The sequence below is a fragment of the Bradyrhizobium sp. SOJA106 genome, assembly GCF_059448745.1.
Genome location: NZ_CM182549.1, coordinates 5976727 through 5990678, shown reverse-complemented (window position 1 = coordinate 5990678; position 13952 = coordinate 5976727). Strand labels below are relative to the sequence as shown.

The following is a 13952-nucleotide window of genomic DNA, read 5'->3' as shown; positions in this document are numbered from 1 at the left end:
TCGCCAACCGTCCAGACCTCGGGAGCCAACCCGAGGCGCGTTTCGCTTGCACGTGTCGCTCGCAAAATCGGAAGGATGCGCCATGACTGCTTCAACGTTTGACGTCCAGAAATTCATCGACGAGAGGCCGGTATCCGCCTTTCAGTGGATGACCCTCGCTCTTTGTTTCCTCGTGACGTTTCTTGACGGTTTCGACACCGCAGCCGTCGGTTTCGTCGCGCCCGCACTTAGCAAGGCACTTCACGTGCCGCCGCCGGAATTGAAGCAACTTCTCACCGTCGGCTTCTTCGGTCTCGCGATTGGCGCGCTCCTTTCGGGGCCAGTGGCGGATCGCGTAGGTCGAAAATGGGTCCTGACCGGCTCGCTCGCCTTCTTCGGTCTGTTCAGCCTGATCGCGGCGCATGCGATCGGGCTCACCGAGCTCACGGTGCTCCGGTTTCTGACAGGCGTCGGCCTCGGCGCGGCGATGCCGAACGCCACCACGCTGACGGCCGAATACTGCCCTGCGGCCCGTCGTTCGCTCCTGATCACATTGATGTTCTCCGGCTTCACGCTCGGCTCCGCGGGCGGAGGTTTCGCTGCCGCGGCGATGATTCCCTATTTCGGCTGGCAGAGCGTGTTCGTGGTCGGCGGCGTCGCGCCTCTGGCTCTCGCGATCGTGCTCGTGTTCGCGCTGCCTGAATCGATCCAGTATCTCGTCGCGCGGGGAAGCGCCAGGCAGCACGCCATTGCGTCGGTCGTTCATCGGATCGACCAGTTCGCCCCGATCGACAGCAACACGCGTTTCGTGGGCGTGAACGACAGAAAGAGCGAAAGCTCCTCGCTCGGCGTGCTGTTCGAAAACGGACTGACGTTCGGCACGATCGCGCTCTGGGTCACGTTCTTCATGGGACTCATGGTGATCTACCTGCTGACGAGCTGGCTTCCGACGCTCATCTCTACGTCCGGCCTTCCCATCGAGCAGGCCGCGGTAATTGGCGCTATGTTCCAACTCGGCGGCACCCTCGGTGCGATCGCTGTCAGCTGGTGCATGGACCGATACAATCCGCATCTATCTATCGTGATATCCTATCTCCTCGGCGCGATTTGCCTGGTCGCGATCGCGCAGGTCCCGTCGAACCTCATCGCTCTCAGTACTGCGGTGTTCATGGCGGGGTTCTTCATGAGCGGGTCCCAGACATCCATGTCGCCGTTGGCAGCGAGCTTCTATCCGACGCTGGGCCGGGCCACGGGCGTAAGCTGGATGCTTGGCATCGGCCGGTTCGGCGCGATTCTCGGTGCGTTCTCAGGCGGCGTCCTCCTCAGTGTGGGATGGTCATTTCAGCTGATCATCGGCGTGCTCGCCGTGCCCGCGGCCATTGCGGCCCTAGCAATCGTCGCGAAAATGAGAAGGTATCATTCGGGCCTGCCTTCGGCCGTCCTCGGGCTTGCGGAATGAGCCGCCTCGAGCCGGAGCGGGATTGAGCATGCGCAAGGTTGCGCTCTTCAACGCGGGATCATCCGCGTTGAGCGGCGCCAGCTGCACGTCCAATACCGCCCACTGGGCCTTTGATACCTACGGGCTCGCCGCCACGACAGGCCGCGCCGTCGTCGAGGCGGGCGGAAAGACTTGGTTCTTCGTCCAAGCAAATTACGCATTCGGCGCGTCCCTGGTCGAAGACGCAAGCTCGGTCATCACGGCCTCCGGCGGCAAGGTTCTTGGAACCGTGAAGTATCCGTTCCCGGAAACGAGTGACTACGCTTCCTTCCTGCTACAGGCACAGGCGAGCGGCGCGGAAGTCATCGGCTTCGCGAGCGCAGGGGCCGACACGTCGAACTTGATCAAGCAAGCATCAGAGTTCGGCCTCGCGAACGGCAGCGTGAAGCTGACGGCTTTGCTGTGCTTCATTCCCCAAATCCACTCGCTGGGTCTTCAAGCGTCGAAGGGGCTCCTCGTCTCCGAGGCATTTTATTGGGATCTCAACGACGGCACGCGAGCGCTGACGGAGCGGTATGCGCCTCAGGTCGGGGGTGCCAAGCCCTGCACGATTCAGGCGGGCTGCTACTCGGGAGTTCTTCACTATTTAAAGGCCGTCGCCGCGCTGGGATTCGACAACGCCAAAAAGAGCGGCGCTGCGGTCGTGACGAAAATGAAGGAGATGCCGACCGATGACCTAGCCTTTGGCAAGGGGCGCCTACGGGAAGACGGCCGCAAGATCCATGACATGCATCTATTCGAGGTCAAGGCCCCAGAAGAATCGAAGAAGCCGTGGGACTACTACAAGTATCTTCGGACCGTCGAAGGTGAGGAGGCTTTCCGACCACTGGCGCAGGGAAAATGTTCTTTGATCAAGAGTTAGCCCGACAATGTTGGGAAACACTCCGGAACCGCCGTCGCGGCGACAACCCGACGAGACGTCGGTACCACGACTTCGTTCTCTTGCACTGGGGATCGATGGCCCAAGACCTTCACGGCCGTAGAACTGGTAGGTTTTGGAAAAAAAAGCAGAGAATACCTTATGCTTCAATGGGGATTGACTGACACTCTCTTCGCCATCCTGTTGAAATGGCTAGCCCACCTGCCGCCTTCCGCGCCGACGGTTGGACGCACGGAAGCAATAAGTTCAAGTCACAGCGGCTCTGGCCTTGAATGTGTCGACATCCCATAGCTTGTTGGTCAGGATTGTCCTCAGCCGCGCCACGGCCTCAGCCATATCGGAATATCGCAGATAAAGCGGCGCGAACCCAAACCTCATAGTGTCGGGAGCGCGGAAATCCCCGAGGACGCCATTCGCCGCCAGCGCCCGCATCACGGGATAGCCATAGGTCAAACCGAACGAGACATGGCTGCCTCGTCCGCTTGCGTCGCGCGGCGACTGCAACTCCAGCCCAAACTGGCCGCACTCCTGTTCTACGAGTTCAATGAACAACTCGGTCATGCGCCTTGACTTCTCGAAGACGTGGTCGAGATCCACTTCGGCCCACAACTTCAAGGCTTCATCCAGGGCAGAAAGGCTCAGCACGTGCGGCGTACCGCAAACGAAGCGTTTGATCGCTGCGCCTGCTTCGTATTCCGGTATGAACTCGAAGGGGCGACTGTGGCCCATCCAGCCAGTGAGGGGTTGTGATACCGAACTCACCAGTGACGGAGCGACCCAAACGAAGGCTGGCGCACCCGGACCCCCGTTGAGGTACTTGTACGTGCAGCCAACCGCAAAATCGGCTCCCGACTTTGCCAGTTCCACCTTAACGGCGCCGGTCGAGTGCGAAAGATCCCAAACGACCAGCGCGCCGCACGCGTGGGCTTCGCGGGTCACCGCCGCCATGTCCTGGATTTTGGATGTCCGGTAATGAACGTGACTGAGCAACACCACTGCGACATCGTCCGCAAGGTGGTCTGCGATCCGATCTGTCGAAGGGAAAAATCGAATCTCGACGTCCCTACACAACTCAGCCAATCCCTCGACAATATAGTTGTCTGTCGGAAAGTTGTCGTGCTCTGCCAGAATCACCCGCCGGCGAGGGCGTAGTTGTAACGCGGCGGCCAAGCATTTGAACAGATTCACGGAGGTGCTGTCGCCGACAGCTATTTCCCCGTTACCGACACCCACCAGCGAGGCAATGCGATCGCCCACGTTTACCGGCATCCTGATCCAACCAGCTTTGTCCCAACTGCTGATCAGACCCTCGCCCCACTCCCTACCCACGGTCAGGGAAGTGCGTTCCGCGACAGCCCTCTGCAGCGGGCCGAGTGAATTGCCGTCGAGGTAGATCATGCCTTCGGGGATTTGAAACAACTCGCGATAGCGAGCCAGTGGGTCGGCCGCATCAAGTGCGTATGCCATTGCGACAAGATCGGTCATATCTTTTCCTCAGGCAGCGGTGTCGACCACGCCCGCGACGGCGCGGAAGGCCTGGCTGGTTGGGTCGGTGAGATCTAGAAGAATGCTGAAGTGGTCGGCCTCGGCGATCGTGCTGTAGCTCAACGAGCCACATGCGTTGCCCCAGTTCTGAACAAGCAATCGCGACTGACGAATGAATTCCGGACTTTCCAAAGCGCCGACCAAAACGCGAGCTACGGTGCCGGGAATGGGGGCGCGGAGCGCCGGCGACAGCAAACGAGCCTCGTCATCCCCAATGTTGATCGCATCGTTCACATAGGACTGACGGATAGGGTGAAGGTCAAAGACGCCGCTGATTGCGACAATTCCGGCCAGCTTTTGCTCCTCCTCGCCCGCTAGGGCCAAGCATGCCGCCAGATGACCGCCAGCCGAATGGCCGGAGACCACGATCCTTTCCGGGTCACCTCCGAAGTCGGCAGCACGGGCCCTCACATAGCCGGCGGCCTCCCGGATCTCTGCTACGATCTCACTAAGCGAGACTGTCGGAGCGAGCGAATAGCCCACCACGATGTAGACCCAACCCGCCTTAACAAATGCCGGCCCTGGGAAATGGAAATCGTCCTTGCTGCCCTCTTGCCAGAATCCGCCATGAATAAAGACATGGACCGGACGGAGCTGCGCCCCCTTCCTGTAGCCATTGGTGAAAACGTCGAGACGTTGTCGGGTCTTTTTGCCGTAGGGCAGGTTCAGGAATGCAGCCGACCCCGACTGATGACGAGCTTTCTCGGAAAGCGCTTGCCATTGTCCAAAAATAGCCGGCACATGCAATGAGGAGCGACTGGGCGAAAGCTGGAGATCCAACTCGGCTTTCTCGGCTGGCGGGTCGGCCAAATCGAGCATCTGCATGTCAGGCTCTCATCTTTTCCCGCATTGCTGGTGCGGTTCCGCGCTTTCGCAAAATAGGGAGCGCCAGCGCGACCAGGACCAGCAGACCGGTAGCGAAGCGGAGGTCCGAGGGCGGGAGCCCAATCGCCAGACAGACCGATACCGTCTGCGAATAGAGGATTGATCCGACAACCGGGGCGGCCAGTTGGTTTATGACGCGCCGTCGCCCTAGCAAGCTTTCGCCAATGATGAGAGAGGCGAGGCCGTTGACGAGAACGCCAATACCCATGCCGACATCGACGAAGCCCTGCGATTGCACGAGGAGCGATCCACCAAAAGCAGAGCAGGCACCCGCTATCGCGACGCCGGCAACGGTTATCGAGGCAACGCTGACACCATAAGCTTCAGCCATCTCCGGGTTCGAGCCGGCGGCGCGGACACCCACGCCACGCTCCGTCAATAACAGGTAGAGGAGTAGGAAGAAGACTGCCGCGACGAGAAGACTCAGCACAACGATCTTTCCTGCAAGGGAGCCCGGACCGAAGTATGCAATGCTGCTAAACAAGGTCGGGTATTTGAACAACGCGACGTTCGGTCGGCCGAGGATATGGAGATTGACCGAGTAGAGCATGGTCATCACCAGAATGCCTGCCAACAGCGAATTAATGCGAAAGCGCAGGTGAATGATTGCGGTGCTAGCGCCGGCAAGCGCCCCACCCACAGCTGCCACTGCCATGCCCGCTATGGGGGACAGTCCGCTTGCTAGGAATGCTGCGCAGATACTGCCGCCAAGAGGAAACGCACCCTCCGCCGTCATGTCCGGAAAGTTGAGGATACGAAAAGGCAGCATGATCCCTAAGGCCACAAACGCATAGATGAGACTTTGCGACAAGGTGATCGGAATGAGGTCGTAAAAGCTCCAGAACGCCGTCATGATGGTGCCCTCAACTTGCCAGCAGTATCTTGTCGTCTTTGGTGTGGAAGCGATCGATAAGATCAGAGACAGTGTGCTGTCTCTTTGCTTCGCCCGAAGTCGAGTAAATGATCTGGCCCGCTTCCATCATCACCAGCCTGTTGCCGCAGCGGATCGCCATATCCATGTCATGAGTCACCATCAGCGCTGTCAGCTTGTTGCGTTCGACAGCGTCCAAGGTGATGTCGAGAACGAGTTGCGCCGTGCGCGGATCGAGCGCAGCGGTGTGCTCATCGAGGAGCAGAATCCTGGGCTGCGCCATGACGGCCATGAGCAACGACAGTGATTGTCTTTGTCCGCCTGAAAGCAGTGATACCTTCGAGTCGAGCCGGTCCTCGAGCCCGAGCCGCAGCGTTCTCAGCCTTTCTTTATAGGCGTCACGTCTGGTTGCGCTCAGTCCGAGCGTGAACCGCGCGGGTCGAGGGCGTAGTTCGGCCATGAGCATGTTTTCTGCGATCGTCATCTCCGGCGCCGTACCCAGCATAGGATCCTGGAAGACACGGGCGACCCACCGCGAGCGTCGATGCACTGGCATCGCGGTGACGTCTCGGTCATCTATCCGGATCGATCCCTTGTCGGGAATGATCTTGCCGGCAACACCGTTCAACAGTGTGCTCTTTCCAGCGCCGTTGCTGCCGATGACGCAGCAGAAATCGCCTTCGTTGAGCGTAAGATCTACGCCCTTAAGCGCATGCTTTTCGTCAAGCGTTCCAGCAAAGAACTTCTTGTCGATGCTTTTGATGGCCAGCATTTCTTCCTCCCTTACTCTGACCACGCACCGAGGCAGCCCTAACCGGCCACCCCGGTGCGGATGATTCAATCAATCATGCAGTTGCAGGATGAGAGGGAGGCCGGGAGCTTGAGGCCGAACTTCTCCATCTGCCTGGCACTGATCACCGGCTTGTGGTCCTTCGGGGCCGGTTTGGCGACCGGGATGTTTTCCGGTTTCTCGCCCTTGAGAATACGTGCAGCCAAATCCGCCGCCAGCCGTCCGACGCTAGCGTAGTCGACCGCAAACGAGGCCAGGAAACTACCTGTGCGCACGTTTGCGTCATTTGCCGAAATGACTGGGATTGCAACGGAGTCGGCTGCAGCCGCGACGGCGGGCTCTGACGATTGCAGCAGATTGGACGTCATGACGTACAGAACATCAGCGCGACCCTTGAACGCGGAGATTCGCACCGGAATGTCGTTGACTGTCTCGACGCCGACCTCGACTACCTCAAAGCCATATCTGGGCGCCAGATCCTTGATGATCCGTAGCACCGCCATGTCGTTATCTTCACCCGGATTGTAGGGGACGCCCAGCCGCTTAGCGTCCGGCAGCAGTTCGTGAATGAAATTAAGCACGGCGTCGATGTCTTGCAGGTCCGAGGCGCCGGTCATGTTCTTGTCCCCTCCTTGCCAGCTTGGAACAAGGCTTGCCTGAACCGGATCGCTCACTGCGGCAAACACGCCAACCGCATCGGTGTTCTGCAATATCGCTTTGGCCCCTTGGCTGACCGGAGTAGTGATAGTCAGGATCAAATTCGGCTTCTCAGAAAGCAACTGGCCGATCATCTGTGGAACAAGGGAAGGATCGAAATTCACCTGCTTCAAATTGTAGGAGACGTTCTTCCCCTCGTGCTTCCCTAGCTTGCTCAACTCTTCTTTGAACGACTCAGTGATGAGATCGAGCTGTGGATGGCGCCCGAATTGCGCTATCCCGATTTTTGCGACCTCGTCCGCACGCGCTACGTCGCCAAACATCGCCGTCAGCGAAATCGCGATCGCGCCCGAGAGGCTGGTTCTTCTCCATTTCATTGGCTCAGTTCCCCATAGATCGTCCGATCATCAGCGCCCGGACGGTGCGCTCGTTAATCGGCCGCTTGTAGTGCCGCCACTTCCCCGCCGGCGCTAAGCGTCAGCTCGTGTCGAAGCTCCCAAAGCTCGGGGAAAAACAGGAAGTTGGCCGTTGAAGCGAGATAGTCCTGGCCGATGGTTCCGCCCGTGCCTTTGGTGCGCATACCAATCTGGCGTCGCACCATCAGAATGTGGCTGTGTCGCCAGGACAGGAAGCGGCGATCAAATTCAAAGACATTTTCGGCGAGTGTGAAAAGTTCGAAGAGCTTCCATCTATCGCGGTAGATATCGACGAGTGAGTGGCCCGAGTTTCCGACGGCGGCAAAGAACGCCTTGCGCAAAGTTATCGGGTAGCCCTCGGCGAGACCTGGCCAAGCTTTGGCCACGCGCTGGCGGTAAGCTTCTCCTGCTGTCTCACAAAGTCCACACATGACCTCCAGTTCGCGAAACTGGCGGGACTGCATCCCCGAGGCACCGGTCAGATAGCTCCGAAACTCTAGGAAGTCCGCCGCGGACATGGTTTCGAGAACGGTCCAATGCCCTTCCGCCAGCCTCATGATTTCGGCGGCCCGCTTCAGGAGCCAGTTCGCCCTTGTCAATTCGCCCGCGGACAAGTGCTCGATAATTCGCTTCATGTCGAAGATCAGGTGCTTGAACCAGATCTCCAGCGCGTGATGCGTGGTGATGAAAATGTGCTCTTCGGGATGTGGCGTGACCTGCCGCATCACTGAGAGCAACTGCTCGAGTTGCAGGTGATTCACGTAACTGAACTGCTGATCGGTCAGCTTGGTGTCCGACATGCCTCTACCGTCTCCTCCAACGCCTCATCGGCGTTTAATATGGATTTATTCGTTCAGCACTATTGTATATTGGTCGCTTCTGTCAATGCGATAACCTGGCGGCGCGCCAGTCCTCCCCCTGGCGCACCATCTCGCGCCGATCCCAAATTGTTGGATGGACTGCTGCGCGAACTCTCGCGCTGCTGCGTCAGCCGCGTGGTCTGAGGACTTGACACCATTCATCAATGTTGTGTTATGTACAACAATATTGGAAAAATGAGGGCTTAAAAATGCTCCCCGTGTTTCGCGCCGCCGCCATCCAGGCCTCACCGGAGTTCCTGGACACCGCAAAGACGATATTGAAAGCGGTGGACCTGATCGGGGAGGCGGCACGGCATGGCGCTTCGCTAGTCGCCTTTCCGGAGGTGTTCGTTCCTGGGTATCCATATTGGAGTTGGATTACTGACCCAGTAACGGGAAGCGCATGGTTCGAGCGGCTTTCGCGAGCCTCCATATTGATCGACGGTCCGGAGGTGGCGACATTGTGCGCGGCGGCACGCGAGCACGGTGTTCACGTCGTTATCGGCATCAACGAGCGTAGCCCGATCAGTTTGGGCGCCATATACAACACCTTGCTATTCATCGGCCCTGACGGAAGGCTGCTGGGCCGGCACAGGAAGCTCGTTCCGACCTGGGCGGAGAAGCTGACCTGGACCAACGGCGATGGTTCTTCGCTCGTGGTTCATCAAACCGCGATCGGTCCGCTCGCCGGGCTGGCCTGCGGTGAGAACACCAATACGCTCGCGCGCTACGCTCTGCTTGCTCAGGGCGAGTTGGTCCACGTCGCAAGCTACATTGCACTGCCTGTTGCTCCGCCTGACTACGACATGGCCGATGCGATCCGGCTGCGGGCTGCGGCTCATTCCTTTGAAGGCAAGCTATTCACCGTCGTGGCCTGCTCGACCATCTCCGAAGAGATCATCGCTGCGATGGAAACGATCGTTCCGGACGCTCGGGCGCGGCTGAAACGCAAGTCGAGCGCATTCTCCGGCATTGTAGGGCCGGATGGACGTGTCGTGGGCACACCGCTGATCGACGACGAAGGCATTGTTTATGCCGACATCGATCTCAGCCGCTGCATTCAGCCAAAGCAGATGCACGATATCGTCGGCCATTATCAGCGCTTCGACATCTTCAATCTGCGGGTGAATGCCGCGCCGCAGGAGGCAGTGTCGATCCGCAACGATCCCACCTCGATTATCTCTGGTGGCCGAGACAATTCCGACCACGCCACCTTATCCGACCCCGCCGGGGAGGAAGCCGGTCATTTTGCAGAGACCATGAAGAGGAGATTGTCAAATGCGTGAAGATGTTGCGGGTCGCTCCAACGTCGAGGACACTCAGGAACTGCTTTCCTATTACAAGGAACTCGAGGATCTAGAGGCCGGCGCACTCTGGACAGTGGCGAACAAAATTGAGCCCTGGTTCCCGAAGTCGACGTCGGTCCCGGTCCTTTGGCCCTACCGTCGCCTGCGCGAATATGTCCTTCGCTCGGTGGAGTTGGTAACGCCAGAGAAGGCCGGCCGACGGGTGATCTACCTGTCCAATCCCAACCGTCGCGACGTTTCGGCAGCCGTGGGCTGGCTCTATACCGGTCTTCAGGTGATGAACCCAGGCGAGGCCGCTTCGGCCCATGCCCATTCGGCTTCCGCTCTACGCTTCATCATGGAAGGGTCTGGCGCTTATACGATCGTCGACGGCCACAAGATGACGCTGCGCCGCAACGATTTCGTCCTCACGCCGAATGGCACCTGGCACGAGCATGGCGTGTCGGCCGACGGCAGCCCCTGCATTTGGCAGGATGGGCTGGACATTCCGTTGATGAACGCGCTCGAGGCGAACTTCTTCACCGTCCATCCAGACCTGAGGCAGCAGGTCACCTATGAGATTGACGACTCGACCAACACCTACGGCGCTCCTGGCGTACTACCTGCTACAGGCACCTGGTCGAAACCCTACTCGCCGCTCTTCAAGTATGAGTGGGAGCCGACCTACGAGGCGCTGACCAAGTACGCCATGGCAACCGACGGTTCGCCCTATGACGGCGTCCTGATGAAATACGTCAATCCAATCACGGGCGGTCCCGTGATGCAGACGATCGGGGCCGGCATGCAATTGCTGCGGCCCGCAGAGAGGACAAAGGCGCACCGCCACACTGGAAGCTTCATCTATCAGTGCGCCAAAGGCAGTGGCTACTCCATCGTCGATGGAAAGCGCTTCGATTGGCAGGAGCGCGACATCTTTTGCGTCCCATCATGGGCGATCCACGAGCATGCCAATGCATCGGACAAGGAGGATGCCTGCCTGTTCTCGTTCAATGACCTGCCAGTCATGCATTCGCTCGGCCTCTATCGCGAGGAGGCCTATGGCGAGAACGAGGGCTATCAGCCGCTCGCCGCTTAAGCCACGAAACACCGGAGACGAACATGCGGTTGATTACATTCCGTGCCCACCCCGCCGATAAGTCAAAACTCGGCGTCGTGATCGGGGGAACCGTCCTCGATGTCGGTGGGCTGGGTGCGGCGTCCGGCATTCCTCTGGCGGACGACATGCTTGCCTTCATCGATCAGGGTCCTGCCGCACTGGCAGCGCTTCGCAAGCTCGTTGGCGACACGGAACGGGCCTTGCCGGTCGGCGCTGCGCTACCAATCGAGAACGTCAGGGTGCTCGCTCCGATCCAGCGCCCACGCAAGAACATTTTTGGCATCGGGCTCAACTATATCGAGCATGTCGCAGAATCGAGCCGCACCTTGGACACGTCGAGGGAGTTGCCAAAACAGCCGGTGATCTTCTCCAAGCCACCCACTACAGTGATCGGCCCCGGCGATGCCGTGCATCACGACGCCAAGATCACCAAGCAACTCGACTGGGAGGTGGAATTGGCCGTGATCATCGGGCGGACCGCTCGCCGGGTCCGAGCCGAAGATGCGCTCAGTCATGTCTTTGGCTACAGCGTACTTATCGATATCAGCGCGCGCGACAACCGCCGCGCTGGCCAGTGGATCTACTCGAAGGGCCAGGACACCTATGCGCCCTTCGGTCCAGCGATCGTCACCACAGATGACATCCCCGACCCACACGTTCTGGACCTCTCGCTGTCCGTCAATGGCGTCGAGAAGCAGAACTCGAATACGCGGCACATGCTATTCAACGTCAACGCGCTGATCTCCGATATCAGCCAGGGCATCACGCTCGAGCCAGGCGATATCATCGCGACCGGCACGCCGGACGGCGTCGGCGCTGGGCGCGCCCCGCAGGAATGGCTGCGGCCGGGTGACGTCATCGAGGCCGAGGTGGCAGGCATCGGCAGGCTGCGCAACCCTGTCGTCGCCATTTGATGTCCTGACGACAGACTTCACCTGAGATTTTGCACGTAACCCGGGACAGGACACCATGACTACAGACAAAGTAATACGCATCGGCCAGATCGTGCCCAGCTCCAATGTGACCATGGAGCGCGAGATTCCGGCGATGCTGCGCGCGAGAGAGAGTGTTCTTCCCGAACGTTTCTCTTTCCACTCCGCGCGCATGCGAATGAAGAGCGTCACAACGGACCAACTGGCGGCGATGGACCGCGATTCCGACCGCTGCGCCGCCGAGTTATCGGACGCGCGGGTCGATGTTCTCGGCTACGCCTGCCTGGTCGCGATCATGGCGATGGGCAAGGGCTACCATCGCGTCTCGCAGGAACGGCTGCACGGCCGCACCGTGGAAAATGGCGCCCCTGCGCCCGTTGTTACCTCCGCCGGCGCACTTGTCGACAGCCTCAAGCTCATGGGTGCAAAGCGTATCGCCATCGTCGCTCCGTATATGAAGCCGTTGACCAAACTGGTTGTCGATTACATCGAGAGCGAAAACATCTCCGTCAACGATTTCATCGCCCTCGAGATAGAAGACAATCTGGCAGTCGGTGCACGAGACCCACTGGGCCTCTTCGACATTTACAAAAAGCTCGATATCAAGGGCATTGACACCCTCGTCCTCTCAGCATGCGTCCAAATGCCATCGCTGGCGGCGGTGCCCGACGTCGAGGCCGAATGTGGTGTACCCGTCGTCACTGCGGCCATCGCCACAACGCACCAGATGCTGAGGGCGTTAGGGCTCGAAGCGACACTCCCCAACGCGGGCCACCTGCTTTCCGGAGCCTTTGGCCAGACAGCTCCCGTCAATTGAATTGCGTCAGCGGGACTTGGAGGACTCCGTTGCCCGTTTGCCCCCCGGGTTGTAAGACATGGACCACTCCAAGGAGAACCTAGCCGACATGGTGGCGGTTCGCGCAACGGCCCCGGGAACGGCTCAAGTGGATAAAGACGGATCTAAAAAGAGTGCTCGGAAAGGCATTCAGTCCATCGAAATTGGATTTCGGGTAATCGACTTCCTGGTTGGCGCCGGGCGGCCGCTGCCCCTAAAGGAAATTGCAGCGGGCACAGGCCTATCCGCGAGCAAGCTGCATTTCTATCTCGTCAGCCTGCTCGGCATCGGAGTGGTTCATCAGGATGCCAGCACCGGGCATTATGGCCTTGGTCCATATACGCTGAAACTTGGAATTGCCGGCCTCGAGCAGTTCGACATATTCACAGCTTCCCGCGATCGGCTCGTCGAACTGGCAAACGACATCGGCCACAGCGTCTTTCTCGGCGTTTGGGGCAATCACGGCCCGACGATTGTCTTTCGGGCCGATGGTATCCACAGTCGCTCCGTTTTCGAACTCCGCGTGGGCAGTGTACTCCCGATCTTGAGATCTGCCTTGGGACGGCTGTTCCTGGCGTATCTTCCCGAGGGCATGACGTCCGCCCATGTTGATGCGGAACTGGTAGACCTGTCTCAGCGCCCTTCGCCGACCGAGTTGGCCGACGTCCCGCGCAGTTGGAAGGAAGTACGCGAACTCGTCGCGACGATCAGGCAAAAGGGAATTAGTCGCAGTCGAGGCAATCTGCTGTCTGACTACACTGCGATCTCGGCTCCCATCTTTGACCATACTAGCACCATCATTGCGGGTATCACGGTAATGGGCCTGCGAGGTGTCCTAGATGACGATCTGGGAGGACCAAACGCTATGGCGATACAGTCTCTGGCCCGCGATATCTCCAGTGATGCAGGCCAAAGAACCACAAGCTATATACGTTATATTTCAAAGACTTAGATAGAGGGCTGGCTCACCCCTTCACGACGCTCTTATTATGGGCCGAATTCCGTCTGCCTTTTGGCTGTGACTCCCTTCAAGGCGGTTCTAAGGAGTCTAGCCGCCGGATGAAGAGGTCGATCTAACCAATGGGCCAGGTAGGCCCAGCTAATTGTCTCGCCCTCTGTGCAGGTGTCAACACCCGGCTCAATCTGCCATTGGTCAACTCTTGCTGTACAATCCAGTATGGAAGTCGCCCCCAACCAGCGCCTGCCCGAATCAAGGCGAGCTTGGTCTATTCGTCTCCAACTCGCCGGGTCCGCGGCAAAAGGATGCCAAAGTCTCGGTCTCAAAAGGTTGCTGGAAAAATAGCTACCGCGCGCCGACAGCCGACGAATGTCGGTATTGGTGGTTGCGCGTCCTGGATTTGAAACTGCTAATCAACATTCAAAGTATCGCTCGCGATCACG

General features: G+C 59.0%; 13 protein-coding genes. 7 read left to right on the top strand and 6 right to left on the bottom strand.

Annotation, left to right across the window (positions count from 1 at the left end; translation table 11 throughout):
• The first annotated feature begins 82 nt into the window (after positions 1-82).
• Complete coding sequence (locus AC5V87_RS28185; RefSeq protein WP_495368416.1) at positions 83-1438, top strand: MFS transporter; 1356 nt, start codon at positions 83-85, stop codon at positions 1436-1438.
• Between the two features lie 28 nt (positions 1439-1466).
• A complete protein-coding gene (locus AC5V87_RS28180) occupies positions 1467-2339 on the top strand; it encodes an ABC transporter substrate-binding protein (RefSeq protein ID WP_495368415.1) in 873 nt (290 codons plus the stop codon).
• A gap of 264 nt (positions 2340-2603) precedes the next feature.
• On the opposite strand, the gene kynU is transcribed toward AC5V87_RS28180, so the two are convergent.
• From kynU to AC5V87_RS28150, 6 genes are all read right to left on the bottom strand, one after another.
• Complete coding sequence (kynU, locus tag AC5V87_RS28175; RefSeq protein WP_495368414.1) at positions 2604-3842, bottom strand: kynureninase; 1239 nt, start codon at positions 3840-3842, stop codon at positions 2604-2606.
• Positions 3843-3851: 9 nt separating this feature from the next.
• Entirely contained in the window at positions 3852-4727 is an 876-nt protein-coding gene (locus AC5V87_RS28170) for an alpha/beta hydrolase (RefSeq protein WP_495368413.1), read from the bottom strand.
• Position 4728: 1 nt separating this feature from the next.
• Complete coding sequence (locus AC5V87_RS28165) at positions 4729-5640, bottom strand: ABC transporter permease (protein ID WP_495368412.1); 912 nt, start codon at positions 5638-5640, stop codon at positions 4729-4731.
• A gap of 10 nt (positions 5641-5650) precedes the next feature.
• Positions 5651-6430, bottom strand: coding sequence for an ABC transporter ATP-binding protein (locus tag AC5V87_RS28160; RefSeq protein ID WP_495368411.1), 780 nt, complete (start codon positions 6428-6430; stop codon positions 5651-5653).
• 65 nt (positions 6431-6495) lie between these two features.
• Positions 6496-7482: an ABC transporter substrate-binding protein gene (locus tag AC5V87_RS28155; protein WP_495368410.1), complete on the bottom strand. Its 987-nt coding sequence runs from the start codon at positions 7480-7482 to the stop codon at positions 6496-6498.
• Positions 7483-7535: 53 nt separating this feature from the next.
• Positions 7536-8321: a tryptophan 2,3-dioxygenase family protein gene (locus AC5V87_RS28150; protein WP_495368409.1), complete on the bottom strand. Its 786-nt coding sequence runs from the start codon at positions 8319-8321 to the stop codon at positions 7536-7538.
• Between the two features lie 269 nt (positions 8322-8590).
• On the opposite strand from AC5V87_RS28150, the gene AC5V87_RS28145 reads away from it, so the two are divergent.
• Genes AC5V87_RS28145 through AC5V87_RS28125 form a run of 5 tightly spaced genes read left to right on the top strand, consistent with a single transcriptional unit; the run spans position 8591 to position 13503 of the window.
• Positions 8591-9667 carry a carbon-nitrogen hydrolase family protein gene (locus AC5V87_RS28145; RefSeq protein ID WP_495368408.1) on the top strand — a complete coding sequence of 359 codons (1077 nt, stop codon included), beginning with the start codon at positions 8591-8593 and terminating at the stop codon, positions 9665-9667.
• Entirely contained in the window at positions 9660-10763 is a 1104-nt protein-coding gene (locus tag AC5V87_RS28140; RefSeq protein ID WP_495368406.1) for a cupin domain-containing protein, read from the top strand. The genes AC5V87_RS28145 and AC5V87_RS28140 overlap by 8 nt, the downstream gene beginning before the upstream one ends.
• A 23-nt stretch (positions 10764-10786) precedes the next feature.
• Positions 10787-11698 carry a fumarylacetoacetate hydrolase family protein gene (locus AC5V87_RS28135; RefSeq protein WP_495368405.1) on the top strand — a complete coding sequence of 304 codons (912 nt, stop codon included), beginning with the start codon at positions 10787-10789 and terminating at the stop codon, positions 11696-11698.
• Positions 11699-11753: 55 nt separating this feature from the next.
• On the top strand, positions 11754-12533 hold the full coding sequence (locus AC5V87_RS28130) for a maleate cis-trans isomerase family protein (RefSeq protein WP_495368404.1): 780 nt from the start codon (positions 11754-11756) through the stop codon (positions 12531-12533).
• A gap of 58 nt (positions 12534-12591) precedes the next feature.
• The gene (locus tag AC5V87_RS28125; RefSeq protein WP_495368403.1) at positions 12592-13503 is read left to right on the top strand and encodes an IclR family transcriptional regulator; all 912 of its coding nucleotides are present in this window, start codon (positions 12592-12594) and stop codon (positions 13501-13503) included.
• The last annotated feature ends 449 nt before the right edge of the window (positions 13504-13952 follow it).

Excerpts from the sequence above, each read along its gene's own strand:
- AC5V87_RS28185 (WP_495368416.1), top strand. The coding sequence starts at position 83 with ATGACTGCTTCAACGTTTGACGTCCAGAAATTCATCGACGAGAGGCCG.
- AC5V87_RS28180 (WP_495368415.1), top strand. The coding sequence starts at position 1,467 with ATGCGCAAGGTTGCGCTCTTCAACGCGGGATCATCCGCGTTGAGCGGC.
- kynU (WP_495368414.1), bottom strand. The coding sequence starts at position 3,842 with ATGACCGATCTTGTCGCAATGGCATACGCACTTGATGCGGCCGACCCA.
- AC5V87_RS28170 (WP_495368413.1), bottom strand. The coding sequence starts at position 4,727 with ATGCAGATGCTCGATTTGGCCGACCCGCCAGCCGAGAAAGCCGAGTTG.
- AC5V87_RS28165 (WP_495368412.1), bottom strand. The coding sequence starts at position 5,640 with ATGACGGCGTTCTGGAGCTTTTACGACCTCATTCCGATCACCTTGTCG.
- AC5V87_RS28160 (WP_495368411.1), bottom strand. The coding sequence starts at position 6,430 with ATGCTGGCCATCAAAAGCATCGACAAGAAGTTCTTTGCTGGAACGCTT.
- AC5V87_RS28155 (WP_495368410.1), bottom strand. The coding sequence starts at position 7,482 with ATGAAATGGAGAAGAACCAGCCTCTCGGGCGCGATCGCGATTTCGCTG.
- AC5V87_RS28150 (WP_495368409.1), bottom strand. The coding sequence starts at position 8,321 with ATGTCGGACACCAAGCTGACCGATCAGCAGTTCAGTTACGTGAATCAC.
- AC5V87_RS28145 (WP_495368408.1), top strand. The coding sequence starts at position 8,591 with ATGCTCCCCGTGTTTCGCGCCGCCGCCATCCAGGCCTCACCGGAGTTC.
- AC5V87_RS28140 (WP_495368406.1), top strand. The coding sequence starts at position 9,660 with ATGCGTGAAGATGTTGCGGGTCGCTCCAACGTCGAGGACACTCAGGAA.
- AC5V87_RS28135 (WP_495368405.1), top strand. The coding sequence starts at position 10,787 with ATGCGGTTGATTACATTCCGTGCCCACCCCGCCGATAAGTCAAAACTC.
- AC5V87_RS28130 (WP_495368404.1), top strand. The coding sequence starts at position 11,754 with ATGACTACAGACAAAGTAATACGCATCGGCCAGATCGTGCCCAGCTCC.
- AC5V87_RS28125 (WP_495368403.1), top strand. The coding sequence starts at position 12,592 with ATGGACCACTCCAAGGAGAACCTAGCCGACATGGTGGCGGTTCGCGCA.